This is a genomic window from Maridesulfovibrio salinus (assembly GCF_055394525.1).
The window spans coordinates 4,101,991-4,117,703 of sequence record NZ_AP042461.1; the positions used below are offsets into that span (position 1 = coordinate 4,101,991).

The 15,713-nt window shown below is 47.8% G+C and carries 11 protein-coding genes and 3 tRNA genes; 8 read left to right on the top strand and 6 right to left on the bottom strand.

The features are described from left to right. Positions 1–34: 34 nt before the first annotated feature. The 3 genes from ACZ5PW_RS18835 (at position 35) to ACZ5PW_RS18845 (ending at position 1,789) form a co-directional block, all read left to right on the top strand. Positions 35–1,324: a citrate synthase gene (locus ACZ5PW_RS18835; RefSeq protein WP_464556545.1), complete on the top strand. Its 1,290-nt coding sequence runs from the start codon at positions 35–37 to the stop codon at positions 1,322–1,324. A gap of 176 nt (positions 1,325–1,500) precedes the next feature. Beyond that, a tRNA-Leu gene (locus ACZ5PW_RS18840) sits at positions 1,501–1,587 on the top strand. Positions 1,588–1,702: 115 nt separating this feature from the next. Next, positions 1,703–1,789 (top strand) — tRNA-Leu (locus ACZ5PW_RS18845). Between the two features lie 40 nt (positions 1,790–1,829). Here ACZ5PW_RS18845 and asnB read toward each other — a convergent pair. Further along, on the bottom strand, positions 1,830–3,695 hold the full coding sequence (gene asnB / locus ACZ5PW_RS18850) for an asparagine synthase (glutamine-hydrolyzing) (RefSeq protein ID WP_464556547.1): 1,866 nt from the start codon (positions 3,693–3,695) through the stop codon (positions 1,830–1,832). Between the two features lie 102 nt (positions 3,696–3,797). Then, on the bottom strand, positions 3,798–4,937 hold the full coding sequence (locus tag ACZ5PW_RS18855; protein WP_464556549.1) for a hypothetical protein: 1,140 nt from the start codon (positions 4,935–4,937) through the stop codon (positions 3,798–3,800). 605 nt (positions 4,938–5,542) lie between these two features. Between ACZ5PW_RS18855 and ACZ5PW_RS18860 the strand changes: the two genes are divergently transcribed. Next, positions 5,543–7,108, top strand: a complete 1,566-nt coding sequence (locus ACZ5PW_RS18860) for a DEAD/DEAH box helicase (protein ID WP_464556550.1) — start codon at positions 5,543–5,545, stop codon at positions 7,106–7,108. A 193-nt stretch (positions 7,109–7,301) separates the two neighbouring features. Here the strand turns inward: ACZ5PW_RS18860 and ACZ5PW_RS18865 are convergent, their stop codons facing one another. Continuing rightward, positions 7,302–9,764, bottom strand: coding sequence for a multiheme c-type cytochrome (locus ACZ5PW_RS18865; RefSeq protein ID WP_464556551.1), 2,463 nt, complete (start codon positions 9,762–9,764; stop codon positions 7,302–7,304). Positions 9,765–9,766: 2 nt separating this feature from the next. Then, the gene (locus tag ACZ5PW_RS18870) at positions 9,767–10,807 is read right to left on the bottom strand and encodes a hypothetical protein (protein ID WP_464556553.1); all 1,041 of its coding nucleotides are present in this window, start codon (positions 10,805–10,807) and stop codon (positions 9,767–9,769) included. A gap of 225 nt (positions 10,808–11,032) precedes the next feature. On the opposite strand from ACZ5PW_RS18870, the gene ACZ5PW_RS18875 reads away from it, so the two are divergent. Next, positions 11,033–11,119, top strand: a tRNA-Leu gene (locus ACZ5PW_RS18875). Between the two features lie 280 nt (positions 11,120–11,399). Further along, complete coding sequence (locus ACZ5PW_RS18880) at positions 11,400–12,065, top strand: hypothetical protein (protein ID WP_464556554.1); 666 nt, start codon at positions 11,400–11,402, stop codon at positions 12,063–12,065. A gap of 248 nt (positions 12,066–12,313) precedes the next feature. Here ACZ5PW_RS18880 and ACZ5PW_RS18885 read toward each other — a convergent pair whose 3' ends face one another. Both ACZ5PW_RS18885 and ACZ5PW_RS18890 read right to left on the bottom strand, forming a co-directional pair. Next, a complete protein-coding gene (locus ACZ5PW_RS18885) occupies positions 12,314–13,189 on the bottom strand; it encodes a methylenetetrahydrofolate reductase (RefSeq protein WP_464556556.1) in 876 nt (291 codons plus the stop codon). A 270-nt stretch (positions 13,190–13,459) separates the two neighbouring features. Further along, positions 13,460–14,020: a DUF4136 domain-containing protein gene (locus ACZ5PW_RS18890; protein ID WP_464556557.1), complete on the bottom strand. Its 561-nt coding sequence runs from the start codon at positions 14,018–14,020 to the stop codon at positions 13,460–13,462. A gap of 211 nt (positions 14,021–14,231) precedes the next feature. Here ACZ5PW_RS18890 and ACZ5PW_RS18895 point away from each other — a divergent pair, with 211 nt between their 5' ends. Both ACZ5PW_RS18895 and ACZ5PW_RS18900 read left to right on the top strand, forming a co-directional pair. Beyond that, the gene (locus ACZ5PW_RS18895; protein WP_464556561.1) at positions 14,232–14,582 is read left to right on the top strand and encodes a PilZ domain-containing protein; all 351 of its coding nucleotides are present in this window, start codon (positions 14,232–14,234) and stop codon (positions 14,580–14,582) included. Positions 14,583–14,667: 85 nt separating this feature from the next. Further along, positions 14,668–15,660, top strand: a complete 993-nt coding sequence (locus ACZ5PW_RS18900; protein ID WP_464556563.1) for a glycosyltransferase family protein — start codon at positions 14,668–14,670, stop codon at positions 15,658–15,660. Positions 15,661–15,713: the final 53 nt, after the last annotated feature.

The following is a 15,713-nucleotide window of genomic DNA, read 5'->3' on the forward strand; positions in this document are numbered from 1 at the left end:
GCGCACAGACCCATTAACCGGAGGATTATCGCAAATGAGTGATCAGAAAACAGCCATATTGAAATATGACGGCAAAGAATATGAACTGCCCGTAATCACAGGGACAGAGGGCGAAACCGGCATAGATATCACCAAACTCCGAGCGCAAAGCGGCCTTATATCCTACGACCCCGGCTACGCAAACACCGGATCATGCACCAGTGACATTACCTTTGTTGACGGTGAAAACGGCATCCTGCGCTATCGCGGATATCCGATTGAAGAACTTGCCGAGCACGGCACTTTCACCGAAACCGCATGGCTGCTGATATTCGGCGAGCTGCCCAAGAAAGAGGACCTGACACGCTTCAGTGCCCTGCTGACAGCAGAAGAGCTTATTCACGAAGACCTGCGCCACCACTTTGAAGGCTTTCCTTCCCACAAGAACCAGCCCATGGCGATTCTCTCCGCTGTAATCAACGCTCTTGGAAGCTACCATCCAGATCTTTACGACATCAACAACAAAGCGGAATTTTTCCTCGCTGTCGGCAAAATCATATCCAAAGTGCGCACCATTGCGGCCTTCTCATACCGCAAATCCATCGGGCGCCCCTTTGTTTACCCCGACCCGGACCTCAGCTACTGCCACAACTTCCTGCACATGATGTTCTCCATCCCTTACAAGCAGTATGATCCGCCCCGTGAAGCGGTAAAAGCTCTTTCTCTTATATTTCAGCTGCACGCCGACCATGAGCAGAACTGCTCCACCTCCACGGTACGCATGGTAGGCTCCACGCAGGCAAATATTTTTGCTTCTGTTTCATCCGGAATCTGCGCTCTCTGGGGCAGACTGCACGGCGGAGCAAACGCCGCGGTAATCGATATGCTCGAAACCATATACAACGGTGATGATACCATCGACAACTACATCGAAAAGGTTAAGAATAAAGAATGCCGGCTAATGGGTTTTGGACACCGGATTTACAAGAGTTTTGACCCGCGCGCAAAAATCCTGAAAAAAGCGACCCATGAACTCCTGCAGCACGGATTCAGCGACCCCCTGCTGGATATTGCCATGAAACTTGAGGAAAGAGCCCTTTCCGATGATTACTTCGTTGAAAGAAAGCTCTACCCCAATGTTGATTTCTATTCCGGCATCATCCTGCGCGCGCTGGGAATTCCGGTGGCCATGTTCCCGGTAATGTTCGCCATCGGACGTATGCCCGGATGGATTGCACACTGGTATGAGGATTACACCAATCCCACAACCAGAATCAACCGCCCGAGACAGATATACACCGGCGAAACCACACGTCATTATGTACCTATCGATTTCAGAAAATAAACTTTAACCAAGATAGATACCTGCCAAAACCACCCGCAAGACTACCCCATTTAAATGGGGTAGTCTTGCGGGTGGTTAATTTTAATTTCAAAATCTGTTCTGTTTTGCTTAAAAACTAATTAGTAAAAAAAAGGCTTGCAAAACTAAAGTCATACACCTATACATGATCTCGCCGTGCCGAAGTGGTGGAATTGGTAGACACGCTAGGTTCAGGGTCTAGTGGGGGTTCCCCCGTGGAAGTTCGAGTCTTCTCTTCGGCACCATTTTTCTTAGCCGCAATCCGAAAGGGTTGCGGCTTTTTTAATTTATACCTACCTGCATTTTTCTGAAAAAAGTTCTTGCAAAACGTTTTCCATCTGACTATACAAATCTCTCCGTGCCGAAGTGGTGGAATTGGTAGACACGCTAGGTTCAGGGTCTAGTGGGGGTTCCCCCGTGGAAGTTCGAGTCTTCTCTTCGGCACCATTTTTCCCAGCCGCAATCCGAAAGGATTGCGGCTTTTTATTTATAAAGACATTCCATCAAAACAGCAGGCCAGCATCATCAAAGCAAAAAGCTGACGGGAGCAGTCACGTTCACCTCTTTGATGCCTGTTCCAGACAAACTGAACTCCACGATGGTCAATCGCTGAAAGATACTTTGCGTTCCTGTCCAGCAGCACATTGTGCAGATATTCCTTCCATTCATTCCGGGCCAGTGAACCAAAAGGGATCTTGAAACCTTTCTTGGGACGATTCACAATCTCCGAAGGCAGATACCGCAACGCCATTTCCTTATGCACTATCTTGCGCCTTCCCAGCCTTACCCGATAAGCGAGCGGCAGGGAGTTAACAAAATTCATAAGTTTTAAATCAAGCATGGGGACACGCGCCTCAAGTGCTACGGCCATGGTTATCTTATCTCCATAGAGGAGGAGGTCATCAGGCAAATTCATTCGTGTATCAACCCGCATCATCCGCTCAGCAGACTTCGTTTCCAAGCCGCCAAGCCCTTCAAGCCAATAGTTGATCCCCTGCACAGCCAGTCCGCTGTCCCTGCGTCCGGTTAACTGCTGACGTTCTTCGGCAGTAAACAACGCCCGGGCTTCACAAAAACGCTCCGCTTCATCTGCAATACCGATCATGTGCATGCCCCGGTATACCGCATCAGGCAGCCGGGGGACACGGTCCACCAGACCGGAAAGACGGCCCGCAACAGCCGGAAACGGGATTCTATCCCGAAGCAGTTCCGCCTGATAAAGAAGATAGCCGCCCCAAGGTTCATCGCTGCCCTGTCCGGTAAGCACCACTGTGACTCCTTTCCGGGCCAAGGCTGAAAGATGCCACATAGCCAACATTGAGGTGGTCCCAAGTGGTTCTTCAACCGATCTAGCCACAGCCTCGACACAGTCGAGCAGATCATCCGCGCCAAGCCTGACATACTCATGCTTCATTCCCAGAACAGCTGCGGTATGGGCTGCATCATCTATCTCACACTCATAAGTTTCTTTCTCAAAGCCGACCGTAAAACCTGTCAGCCCCGGTTTATGCTTAGCCGCCATGGCGGAAACAAGAGCTGAATCAATCCCCCCCGAGAGAAGCACTCCCACAGGGACATCGGAAAGCAGTTGATTCTCAACCGCCTGCTCAAGCTTATCACGGTATACATCGCAAGCCTGACGCAGCGATCCGCTGAACGGCTCCTTCACTTCTTTGATATAACAGGAAACTTCGGTCTGTCCGGAGGCAATGTCACAGGATAAAATATGTCCGGGTTTAAGGCGTTGCACCCCAGCGTAAAGAGTCGCCGGAGAAGGCACGAAACGGAGGGTAAGATAAGTCTGTAAAGCCTGCGTGTCAGGCACCGGCGTGATCCCGCTCACCGCAAGCAGGGCTTTAATCTCCGAGGCGAAAGACACTCCCCCTTCCCCGGAAGAATAATAAACAGGCTTGATTCCGTAAGGATCACGGGCGATAAATACCTTTCCCTTCACCACATCCAGAGCTGCGAAAGCGAACATGCCGTCAAGCTCTTCGACCGTGCTTCTCAAACCTTTGGCGGCAATAGATTCAACCAGCGTTTCAGTGTCGGAAGTTCCGCGGAAAGGACCGGGCAAACCTTTACGGATGGAAAGATGATTATATATTTCACCATTGAATGTGACCAGCCAGCGACGGTCCCGACTGAACATGGGCTGGGCCCCGGCCAAGGAGAGATCAAGTATTGAAAGGCGGGTATGCCCGAAATGGACCGCCCCCCCCTTTACATCAACAATCTCGGTCCCGCGTCCATCGGGGCCTCGATGGGAGATTAGATCCAGTGCATCAACTAAACTCAGCCCTTTAGGCTCCGCAACAAAACGGGGCAAAATCTTTCCAATTATTCCACACATTTTAACCCCTTAAATATATTTAACTCAAAAAAACTTCTCAATTTCTGCACCAGACTATTCAGTTGTTATCCTTTTACTGAAAAAAAATTCAATCAGATTAAATCAACCGGAACGGCCCATGGCCTCATCAAGACGGCTGCTCTGGTAATGATAAGGCATGATCCCCCAACGCAAAAAGCCCTTTCCCCATCTGCGCCCGAAATGATCAATACGGCACCACCATTTGCATTTCCTTGAGAAATTGCTGCGGACCGAATCCCTGAACACACACGCTTCATCAAAGCGCCGGGAATCAACTAGAAGCCCCAGATATTCTGCCTGATCGTAAAGGTCCCAACGGTATAAATCTTTGCGGCCCTTCTTCACAAAACGGCGGCAGAGCATTTTATTCCGGTCCAGAAAATTATTATCTATAAAGCTCACTCCGCGGTCTATGCTACCACCGGATATCTCTTCCAGTTCAGGAACCAGACTGATAACTTTTCGAAGATTCTTAATAATGAAACAGGAATGAAAACAGTCTATGAAATTACCGGGCTTTTCATCAGCGTAATAAAGCCAACTTCCATCTTGCCCTTGCTCCGAGATCAACCATTTCACAAGTTCACGACACCGACTTACGGAATACTCGCAGTTGGCGGGATCTCCATGTACAGCGTGAAGAGCGTAAGCGAATGCAGAATATGACTGGGCGTTATTAACAATTCTTCCTTCTTCCTGAGAAGAATATGACAGGGCCAGACGCTCCCCATCATGAACCATCACCCGCAGAGATTCCATGAAGGCCCATGTCCCTTTGAACATATCCTGCGCCCGTTCCGAGACAAGATCATCTTCAGCCAGAGAGAGCAGAGCCTCCATGACATAGGGGGTGTGGGTGATATAGGGAACCCCCTCACCGTAAACAGCATGTTTTGAATACCATCTGAAAGGCAGCCCCCAGCCGAAACCATTCTCCAGAGCATTCATGGACTCAAAACAATCAAGAACCTGTTGGCGCTGGGCAGTATTCATCAGCTGAGCTTTCATTAACGAATGTAAAGCAAGGACATGCGGAGAGAGAGATCTGGGACACCCAAGTATTTTTCGTGTTGTCAGAGGAAATGCGAAATCCATGAGGTAACAGGCCGCAAGAAGCGGTCTGGTAACAAGCCTTCCGTTATTGTAGTCCTTCTTCAGCCGACCGAATAACGGAGTAGACCAGACATCATACGGATCATATGTGGTTATTACTTCAAACATTTCATACCAAGTTATTCCAGAAACCTTAAAAGGCAAAGAAAAACCTTGACCCAAGCCACTTTCAATGCTTAAAGCTTGACCGTCCGTCCAAATCCGGTCGTTTTGAGCTTTTACGCTCAATTGTTTGAACCAAGGGCAGTGTACCTTTAATTCGTACTCCGTCCTTATGTGACGATATCCCTGGAACCTTAATCATGAATTTGGGACCAGTTATGCAGGCCAGAGCCTGCTGTTTCAGGGAAAGTACGATCTGCCTTTGCGTTTCCCCGCCTATTGTAGATCGAGATGACCGGACGGTCCCCCTAAACATTACCGGACATTAATTACGGTACGAAAAGCCCTCCTCACAACCGCGGGGTGGCTTTTAATTTGTTGTCACCCCCGAAATTCCGACTTGCCGGAATCATACGCCGGACCGCTTGAAACTAGCGATCCGTTGTGTTGTTGCCTATTTTGAACACGGCTTTTTCAAAGAATTCAACCGGCCAAAGCCGGATGCGGGATAAAACGCGACTCTACTGAGAACAGAGACGCGGTGCTATGCTTATTGCCCTTTTTCAATACAAAATCTGTATACACATCCAACCAATAGTAGAAATTATACCATGGAAAAATTCAAAAATTTAGGTCTCTCAGATATTACTATCGAAGCACTTGCAAAAAAAGGCTTTGAAAACCCGACTCCCATTCAGGAAGCCACAATTCCAATGCTTCTTTCCGGCGAAAAGGACATTGTAGGCCAGGCTCAGACCGGTACCGGTAAAACCGCGGCTTTTGGTCTGCCCATCATTGAAAATGTCCGTGAGGAAGCCAAACATGTTCAGGCTATCATTCTCACTCCGACACGAGAACTGGCTCTTCAGGTCGCAGATGAAATTATCTCCTTCCGAGGCAAACGCCGTATTTCAGTGGCCACAGTCTACGGTGGGCAGGCAATGCTTCCACAGATTAAAGCCCTAAGACGCGGCGCGGACATTGTTGTAGGAACACCGGGACGAATTCTTGACCACATCAGACGCGGAAATCTCGATCTTTCCCGCATCAGCAACTTCGTACTGGATGAAGCGGACGAGATGTGCAACATGGGTTTTCTTGATGACGTGTCCGACATCATGGAAAACGCAGGTGAAGACCACCGCACACTTCTGTTCTCCGCCACAATGCCCCCGGAAGTCATGAATATCGCCAAAAAATTTATGGGCGATTATGATGTTATTTCCGTCAAACCTGAAAAAAGTGAAGTTCCTCTGACTGAGCAGATTTTTCATGAGATCAACGAAAGGGACCGCTTTGAAGCTCTCTGCCGTGTTGTGGATTCTCAGGCAGAATTTTACGGTCTTGTCTTCTGCCGGACCCGTGCGGATGCCGACTATGTTGCAGGCAAGCTGGCCGAACGCGGCTACCCTGCCGAACCTATTCACGGTGACCTCTCACAGTCCCGCCGTGAAGACATACTGCTGCGTTTCCGCAAACGCAGGTGCAAAATTCTCGTGGCCACCGATGTTGCAGCCCGTGGTATTGACGTACCTGACCTCAGCCATGTTGTTAACTTCGCCCTGCCGCAGGACCCCCAGAGCTACGTGCACCGTGTAGGACGTACCGGCCGTGCGGGTAAAAAAGGTGTGGCTGTGACCATCATAACCCCCCGTGAGTTCAGCAAGCTTCGTTACATTACCAAAATCACCAAAATGCGTGTTGAAAAGAAGCCCCTGCCGACCATTGATCAGGTCATTGAAGTTAAAAAAGCGTGCATGGGATCTGAACTGAGCGAAATCGTCAACAGTGGAAACCACTTGTCTTATCTTTCCCTGGCAGACGAACTTCTGGAAGGCAATGATCCCGCTGAAGTTGTGGCAGCACTGCTCCAGCACTCTCAGGGCAGCGTTCTCGACAAACGCAGCTACAAACAGATCGAAGAGTGCTCCAAAGGCGCAGCCTCCCGTGGACGTGTCCGCCTTACCGCATTTGTTGGCCGCTCACACGGCATGACACCTCGCAAGCTAGTGGATATGATCTGCCGCCGTGCGCGCATCAATCCTGTACGCATTCAGCATGTTAAAATTCAGGGCCGCCAGTCCACTTTCACTGTACCCGCAGGCGATTTTGACAACGTCATGAGAGCTGTGAACAAAGCTTCCAAAAACGAGCGTCCCCTGCTTAAACGAGCATAAGAAAACGTTTAGTGAGGCCCAGCCTAAAAAACGTCCAGTTTTGGGCTGCAGCCTAGCGGCGAATCAGAACATAAAAAGGCCTCAACATCTCAAGATGTTGAGGCCTTTGCTTTAGGATATTTTAAGTAGATTGCGATCGAGACTGATCAAACTCCAGCACCAGCCCCTTCGCCCGATCCCGAAAACAGTTCTGTTATTCCAGCCCCATTCCCGGATGGTGTGCGGGGTAACCCATTTCATATTCATGGCAGACTGTGCAGGTCCCGCCTGATCCGACAGGTTTGGCTTCTTCCATATACTGGAGCGCGCGCAGATTATCCCGTTCGTTACTCGCGGGAAAAACAGCATGCGGAGCGTTATGGCAGGCCGCGCACATTACAGCTTCCATATCATCCTTGCGGTTGCGGAATAACCCTTCACGGCCCTCAGTCCAGACATTGAACGCTGAATCCGTTTCAGGAGCAGCAAAGTCAACATGACAGGTTAAACAATCGGGCTGCTGTTCCCACGGTTTGCGGGGATTAATCTCTTCAAGGTCATAACCTGATGGAGATATCAACGGAATAAGCCGTTTGGAAGCAGGATTGTTCTCCTCGGACTTGAGAAGTGCCAGGGAGTGGTCCTCCATATAACCGTGGCAGTTCACGCATTCCATACCCACATCAAGGTGCACTCCGCGCAGGCTTTCCTGCGGGTGACACATCATGCAGGCATCATTCTCCCTTCCCGAGAGATAAACAGCATGAAAACCGTGTAAAGCTGCCGACAGGTCAAGCTGAATCTCACCGTCATGGCAGCCGGCACAGTCTATAACCTCACCATTTTTAATACGCTCATTAAAATTGGTCCGGTTGTCGCGGTCATGCACTGTCAGGATATCAACGGCAGTCTCACCGGAAAGACCACCCACACCCGGATATTTCCAGTCTCCGCCATGACAGTTGTTGCATCCCGGGCGGGTTGAAACAGGCAGAACGATGGTCGTCTCAGCCAGAACATTTCCTGACTCATCAACGGCTTTGACATTCACCGGCGGAAGCGGCTGGTATCCGGAAGAAACATAAGGCTCCAGTTCAATGGGAGGTGATTCAAAATACCCATCCACCACATTGAAATCAAAGCTCTCATCAAGACCTTCAGGACTACAGATTATCCTTACCTCGTCAGTTACAACTTCCGGAGGATCACCACGCATCAACAGTTGGGCCCTGATTGTCGCACCTTTATCGCTCAGACTGAGCGTACGGTCTTTTTCCACAATCAGGTGCAATCCTTCCAGAGGCCAGGCCATCAGGACATATTCCTGATCAGGAACGAATGGCCCGGGAGTCAACTCAGACTCAACAGGCTCGGGCAGTGCGGGTTTTTCGTCAGGGCTCAGCGAGTCTATGTACCCGGCAAGAGCCATACGCTCTTTGGGAACACCTATAAACTCCGGCATATATTTATTGATCTTGCCCATACCGGACATGAACGCGTCCAACCCGGCAGCAGTATATTTGGCGGTCCTCGGGATAATGTCGTTCATGGGCCCGCCTGCGGCGTGACAGGGAGCACATTGCATCTGGTAAAGCCAGGCTCCTGCCCGCATCCGGTTCTCATCAGTTATTTCACGAAGATCCTGCGGGACCCACTTGGAATTTTTCAAAATGGACTTGCCCGCCATTTCTTCAGCCTGCTGTGTAGTGATGTTGGTTGAATAAACCTCTCCCCACACAACATAAGGCTTCCTGCCTGCCTCACGCATAAACTCAAAAGAGCCGTAAAAAACAAGTGAGAGACAAAGCATTATCATAGCTGAAGTAAAATTGACTTTCCGAGGAGCACAGATGGCCATGAAAAGACCTCCAGCGAGAATCGCAGGGGCGGTATACTGAAATACCTTCATGAAAAAAGCCACCCTGTGGGACTTGTACATGACCTGCAGGGCCTGCTCAGAGGGGAGAGCCACAAGATACCAGTAACCAAGCGGTAAAACCAGCAAAAGGCCGATAAGAGTCCAAAGACCGCAGAAACGCACCATCAGGCATCTGATCTCTTCACCCTTCAAACGGGCTGCGGTAACAAAACCGAACAGTCCTGCCAGCATTGCACAAAGGGCTGAACGGAAAAAAAGTGCGGGCCAGAAAGTGGGGTTGAATATACCGTCCCAGAAGCTGCGGGTTTCTACCCATTGTCCGGGGGTAAGCATAAAAGCGATCACACCGTTGATGGTGAAAAGGGAAAGCCATGCAAATATGAAGTAAAACCAGCCTATCTTAAGATGGTCTTCCCGTTTCATCCGGTCCCAGTAATAATAGTAAATAAGAAGGGCTATTATCTCGCCCACGAACCAGACCCATTCGGTAGCCCACGCAAAAAGAAATTCACGGACAAGGACAAGAGTGCCCTGCGGACTGAGAAGAGCCATTGTGAACCAGAGCGCTACCCCGGTACCGCCGCCGAAGACCATTGTCAGCAGCAAAAAGAACTTGGAATGTTTTTTTACATAATCAAGAAGTTCACTGGAGCCGGTACGGTAGGCAAGCTTCTCGGTCACTACCAGAAACAATCCACCGCCAACAGCAAACTGGGCCACAAAAACATGAAGAGTAGCGATAACCGCTATCCAGAAACCACCGCCGAATGCCGTCAGGTGCCAGATTGGATATTCCATGATTAACTCCTTTCAGCCCTGAACATCAGTTTGAGCATGTACATTATACACAGGATTCCAACCAGCAAAGAACACGCAAAAAGAATAAAAGGACTCCACTGCAAAGAGACCGGGGCAGTATCAAGGGTGAAATATGGCTCAAGATACTTCTGCCTCACAAGATGCCTCATCGTAGCCATTACCGGAACAATTAACCCGGTAGCCAGAGCTGCAATAGTCACATTTCGGGTAAATCCCGCATGGAGCATCGCCCCAAGAGCCAGCAGCCCGACAAAAAGCAGCCCCGTTGCAAGCATGTCCTGTCCCATGAAAATGAGCATGACATCCTTTGGAAGAGCAATGAGAAACCAGAATCCCATGAGAATATTTACAAGGGTAGATCTTGAAAACCACTTCATACCGGTATCCACAAAACTCTTACTTCCCCTTTTGCGCCCGATCATTGCTACGGTCAGTCCGCCCACAGCCAAGGCTGAAATGGCGAAATGCATGAATCTCGGGAAAAGAACCGGTTCACTGAGATTAAGAATGAAGCCGTCAGGATCATTAAAATATTCGTTCCACACCTCTGGGCGAAGCATCAGGGTCATTTTATTCGAAAGCATGAAGCCGATATAGACAATCATGCACAGCACCGCGAATATCACAAATTTCCTGCCGGACTCCCCAAGTTTTTCATAGCTGTAGTTGTGGTAATAAATCCCGTAGTAACCAAGTATCAATGCCCCTATGACTGCAAGCCAGAAAACTGCCATTAATATGGATGAAACATAGCTGAACTGCCCGTATACCGCCTGCAGAAAAAGGAGCGGCGGAACTCCGGCATTTATCGCAAGGGCAAGCAGGGTCGGCAGTTTTTTGGAAACACTGCGTGAAACTTCTGTTTCCCCCGAGAGTGAATGAACAAAAACTATGGCCGCTCCACCGAAAACAGCATTCATCAGCAACAGATGGACGGAAAAAGTTATGATTGAAAGCACTACAGGCCATATCGGATAGATCGATATGCCTATAGCTTCAGGAATAAGTGCGGACGGGTCCATAAAAAAATCTCCCTGTATTTTATTTTGAATCTTTATAACAGGACTAAGCGATCATCACAAATAGAAACCATTTATTCCTATAATGATACCTTATACCCCAATACCAGACTCTGCCTAGAAAAACACTTATTACTGGAAAGGTTACGCGAGAGTGAACTTATTTACAATTTAACAAAAAAAAGACTTGCAAAACAATCCGCATATACATATACAGAATCTCGCTGTGCCGAAGTGGTGGAATTGGTAGACACGCTAGGTTCAGGGTCTAGTGGGGGTTCCCCCGTGGAAGTTCGAGTCTTCTCTTCGGCACCACCCTGTTTATTAAAAGCCGCAATCATAACGATTGCGGCTTTTTCTTTGATCTAAAGTCTTTCTTCCAATTTCATCTGACTTATTTCTGCAAGCATGATTTTTTCCTTCCTTTCCCAGTGCCTATTCCCTCTATCTTCTCCAATGATTATTACCTAGCAAACTTTCTTGATGTCATCAGAAAAAACTAGATACAAAAAACGAGACATCGACTCTGCTTTCTAATAGCAAAACCAGCCTGCTTGGGATACAGTTATCAGTAAACCAACAAATGGAGTGCACCATGATAAAAAAAAGTTTGATATTCACGCTGACCTTCTGTTTCTTAACTGCTTCTTTTCTGATGATTAACTCCGTCCCTGCTCAGGCTTTCAGCCTTGACGACCTTTCTTCATCAGCGGAAACCGCTAAAAGCGCGGCTGAAGGAGCCAGCCTGCTTGACCGGGCTAAAAATGTTTATTCAGGTTTTTCAGACTCCACGGAAAATCTTGTAGATGCCCAGACTACGACCATGAGCCTTATAAATCCCGGCTCTGCTTCAGGTCTATCTTCCAAACTGGGGTCCATTGAATCCGAATCAGGAATAACCAGACTTATGAAAATGGTCGCCTTTTCCGAAAGCATGGATTCAACGACCGCAGACTCTTCCCTGTCTTCCAAGCTGACCAAGATCATTACCGATCCTTCAAGCTTCAGCAAAGCCAAGAAAGTCTACAACCATGCATCCACAGCCTACACATCCGGAAACAATTCCGTAAGTGAGGCCAAGACCTTATATAAAGAGATCAAAGATTTCATCGCTTCCCCGTCTTCCAAGGGACTCAGCGAAAGTCTGCTCTCCGGCCTTGGTAATTACTCTGACCAGATTCTGCCCTTCATTATTGAAAACGGTCCGGAAAGGGTTAAAACAGCAGCTAATATTGCCAATGCTTTCAAAGGTTTTTTATAAAAAAGTCTCCGAGGTCTCAGCCCCTTCCCTTTTAAAAACCTTCGCCCAGCCTTAGCTCTACGCAAATTTTATCGTACGCTGAGTACAATGCAGGTTACAAGGAACATCCTGTAAGCCAACCTAATAAGTAACAAGCCCCCTGATGTAACTGATACATCAGGGGGCTTTAAAAATGGTGGGGCTTTTTTGCAAACCTGAGATGTGCTGATCCATCTCCGAACAGTCTGCATGGCGGGCTAAAATAGATCTCAGTTGAAATATCCGTCCTGCTTAAGATCCCCGACCAGTCTCTCGCACATGGCTGCCCGGTTCAATGTGTAAATATGTACGCCGGAAGCCCCCTTATCAAGAAGCCCTGCAATCTGTCTGCGTGCAAACTGAAAACCGAATTCCATTACCGCTTCATCGCCGCCTTCATTGAAGGCTTTCTCAACACCGCAATACAGATCTCCGGGGATTGCAGCACCGCAAAGAGACATAATCCTTCTCAATGAAGCCAGAGACTGAATTGGCAGCACTCCGGGAATGACAGGACTATTTGAGCCTAGTTCCGCAAGGCGGTCCACGTAATCAAAATACTGGCGGTTATCAAAAAACAGCTGAGTCATGGTGAAATCGGCTCCCTTTGAAATTTTACCGTTATGCCACTCAAGATCCTGCACTATTGACGGAGAATCGGGATGCCCTCCCGGATATCCTGCCACGCCGATACCGACCTCTGAATATTTCCCGTTAACATATTCAACAAGATCGACAGCACGATAGAATCTGTTTTCACCTTTCCCGTCTGCGACTCCATCTCCGCCCAGAGCAAGAATGTCACTGACGCCTGCGTCAGCAAGCTGATTAAGGAACCGGTCGATAGATTCCTCGCTGGCTCCGACACAAGTCAGGTGGGCAAGAATATCAATTCCCATCTCCCGCTTCAAAGCTCCACAGATCTCAAGGGAGTTCTCATGGGAAGTTCCGCCCGCACCATAAGTGACAGAGGCGAACATGGGGTCAAGGTCGGCCAGACGCTGTGCTTTCTCCATAAAAACAGGCCAAGTAGCCTTGTCCTTCGGAGGAAAAAATTCAAAAGAAAAAAACTGACCTGACTCTTTAATATTCCTAGCCACTTGCATTTCTAAATTCTCCATTATTTTGTCGCTTCCCCCGGAGATGATATCTCCGCGAGAAGATGTGTATCAATCCTGCTTCCGTTTCCTGCAGACTTCAACTTAATTTCAATATATAAAAATATTGTTATATAGTGATCAAGAAATGCCAAGATATTTTCCTAAAGTCAAGATGTTTAAAAAAGAAAAGCCCCCGGAAATGATCCGGAGGCCTTAAAGCATCGAAAGAACTTACTCTATTCAGATATGAAAACTAAAAACGGGAAAATTAGCTATTTACTTACAATCATCCACGTTGAACTTTGCCCTGAATTTTACCTCGGTACCGGGAAATTTTTCCAAAGCACCTTTGACCAGACATTTTCCGAACACATTGACCCCTTCAAAATCAACGCTGGTGGCAACTCCTCGCCAGAGATAGTGTTTCTCAGGAGTTAACATATAAATGCGGACGACATTCCCCTGACGGGTTGCATCAGGAGCGGGATTTACACCTATGTCTGAATAGGTCTTGCTGATGAAATCATACTCCTGGCTATCTCTTGAGTAGGTTACCCCACGCTCCATGAACGCCTTGGAACCGAAATTCACCATAACCAGAAAATCCGGGTTATCTGCGGAGTACCTGTAACCTTTAGCCTCAAGCTCAATTTTGGCTGAATTGAGAAGTACGGCTTCTAGATCCTTGCGCGACTCACTTCGCTTCTTGAACCCGAATGTCTGAAATTTACTGAAATCAATACCGGGAGCTGGTTTATTCTCCACGGTCATATCAACATAAACGCACCCTGAAAGCAGCATACCAACCAGAGCAAAAACTGCGAATAACTTCCTCACTGCAAACTCCTGACTGTATTGAATACGATCACCAACAGCTTCAGGTGACCGTGTTAACAACTATTTCACTATTACCCATAGTCTAATTACTTAACCCGTTTAGCGGCTTTAGCCAAGAATTAAAAGGGCTGGCGCAGGTCAAAGTAAAAAATAATTCACTTGACCTATTATCCTCAATACTGTTGATTCGCGCGAGTAAAGGAGGGCAATAATGAACACAATGCATGACAGGCGTTCTGCCATTCGTATTAAGTTATCAAAAATTGAAGCATTTTTTCGACAATGTGACATTGCCGCGTCTTCAGATAAAGGCGAACTGGATATAACTATCATTGATATTTCTCAAAAAGGCATGTGTTTACGTATTAATAGAGAAAAAGATCAAGAAAAAATAGACATTAAGGATCAAATTTTCATCCGCGGATGCATATTTAACAACAATATTGGGTTCTTAAGCAGTCAAATGGCTGTTACAGTCTGGAAAGACGGTGAATTGTGCGGAGTTGAATTTACTCCGGAACTGGAATTTGATGAGCCGGAACTACTTGGGATGCTAAACTGATAACCCCGGGGGTATACCATCCGGACTCACCTGCAGAGTAATTACTTTCTTTTAAAAGGCCCGATAAATTGTTAAGTTCCTTCGCGTGAAGAACAAAACAAAAACAATTGCCTGGGTAGGTAACACCTTTTTCCGGACCGGAATGGACAAACTGGGTTATAAAACCGTCCATATCCCCATCCGCGGCCAGCAGGTTTTCACATGGGAAGATATTCTTGATAAAACCGGAGAAGAACCTTTCGCTGTTGTATATGCAGACCGCTCCATAGCCCCGCCATTATCAGGAGTAGAGACCTACCCTTGCCTCACGGTTTTCCACTGCATCGACACCCACATTCACAGCTGGTACCCCCTTTACGCTCAGGGATTTGATATCTGTCTGGTCAGCCTCAAGGACCATATAGACCGTTTCAGGCCACGTCTGAAAAATTCGAGACTTCTCTGGTTTCCACCGATCGTTATGGATAACGATGTTCCTGTTGAAATGGAAAAAGAATGGGACCTGCTATTTGTAGGCAAGGTTGATCCGGAGCTTACACCTGCTCGAATGATATTTCTTGACGAAGTATCAAAACTTGTCCCCGGACTGCATGTGACTCAAGGCGAGTACAGAAAACTTTTTCCCAAGGCGCGTGTCGTCCTGAACATAGCTGAAAGAGGCGACCTGAATTTCAGGGTATTCGAAGCTCTTGCCTGCGGAGCCTGCCTGCTGACACCGAAAATTAATCAGGGACTCTTTGATCTTTTTCAGGATGGAGTGCATCTGGTTACCTACGAACCAGAAAATGCCAATGATCTAAAGGAAAAACTTAACATGCTTCTTTCCGATGATAATCTGCGTGAACGCATAGCCCTTCAGGGGAATGCCTTGATAGAAGAATCTCACCGTATCATCCACCGGGCAACCACCCTGCATAATACCATAAAAGGCATGGACGTTTCCGCCACTATCCGTGAACGTCTTGCTGCAGCTCCCATGCTTCGCCGCAATTTTCTCAAATCGATATACCTGCACTGGGCTGAAGAAATTGCAATCCCCGCTTTTCAAGAGGTTTACCTTGAAGCCGCCCGGGATTAAATATCAGAAAATAGTTACATAGATATATCAAAGGCAAATATTCTTCACCGAGA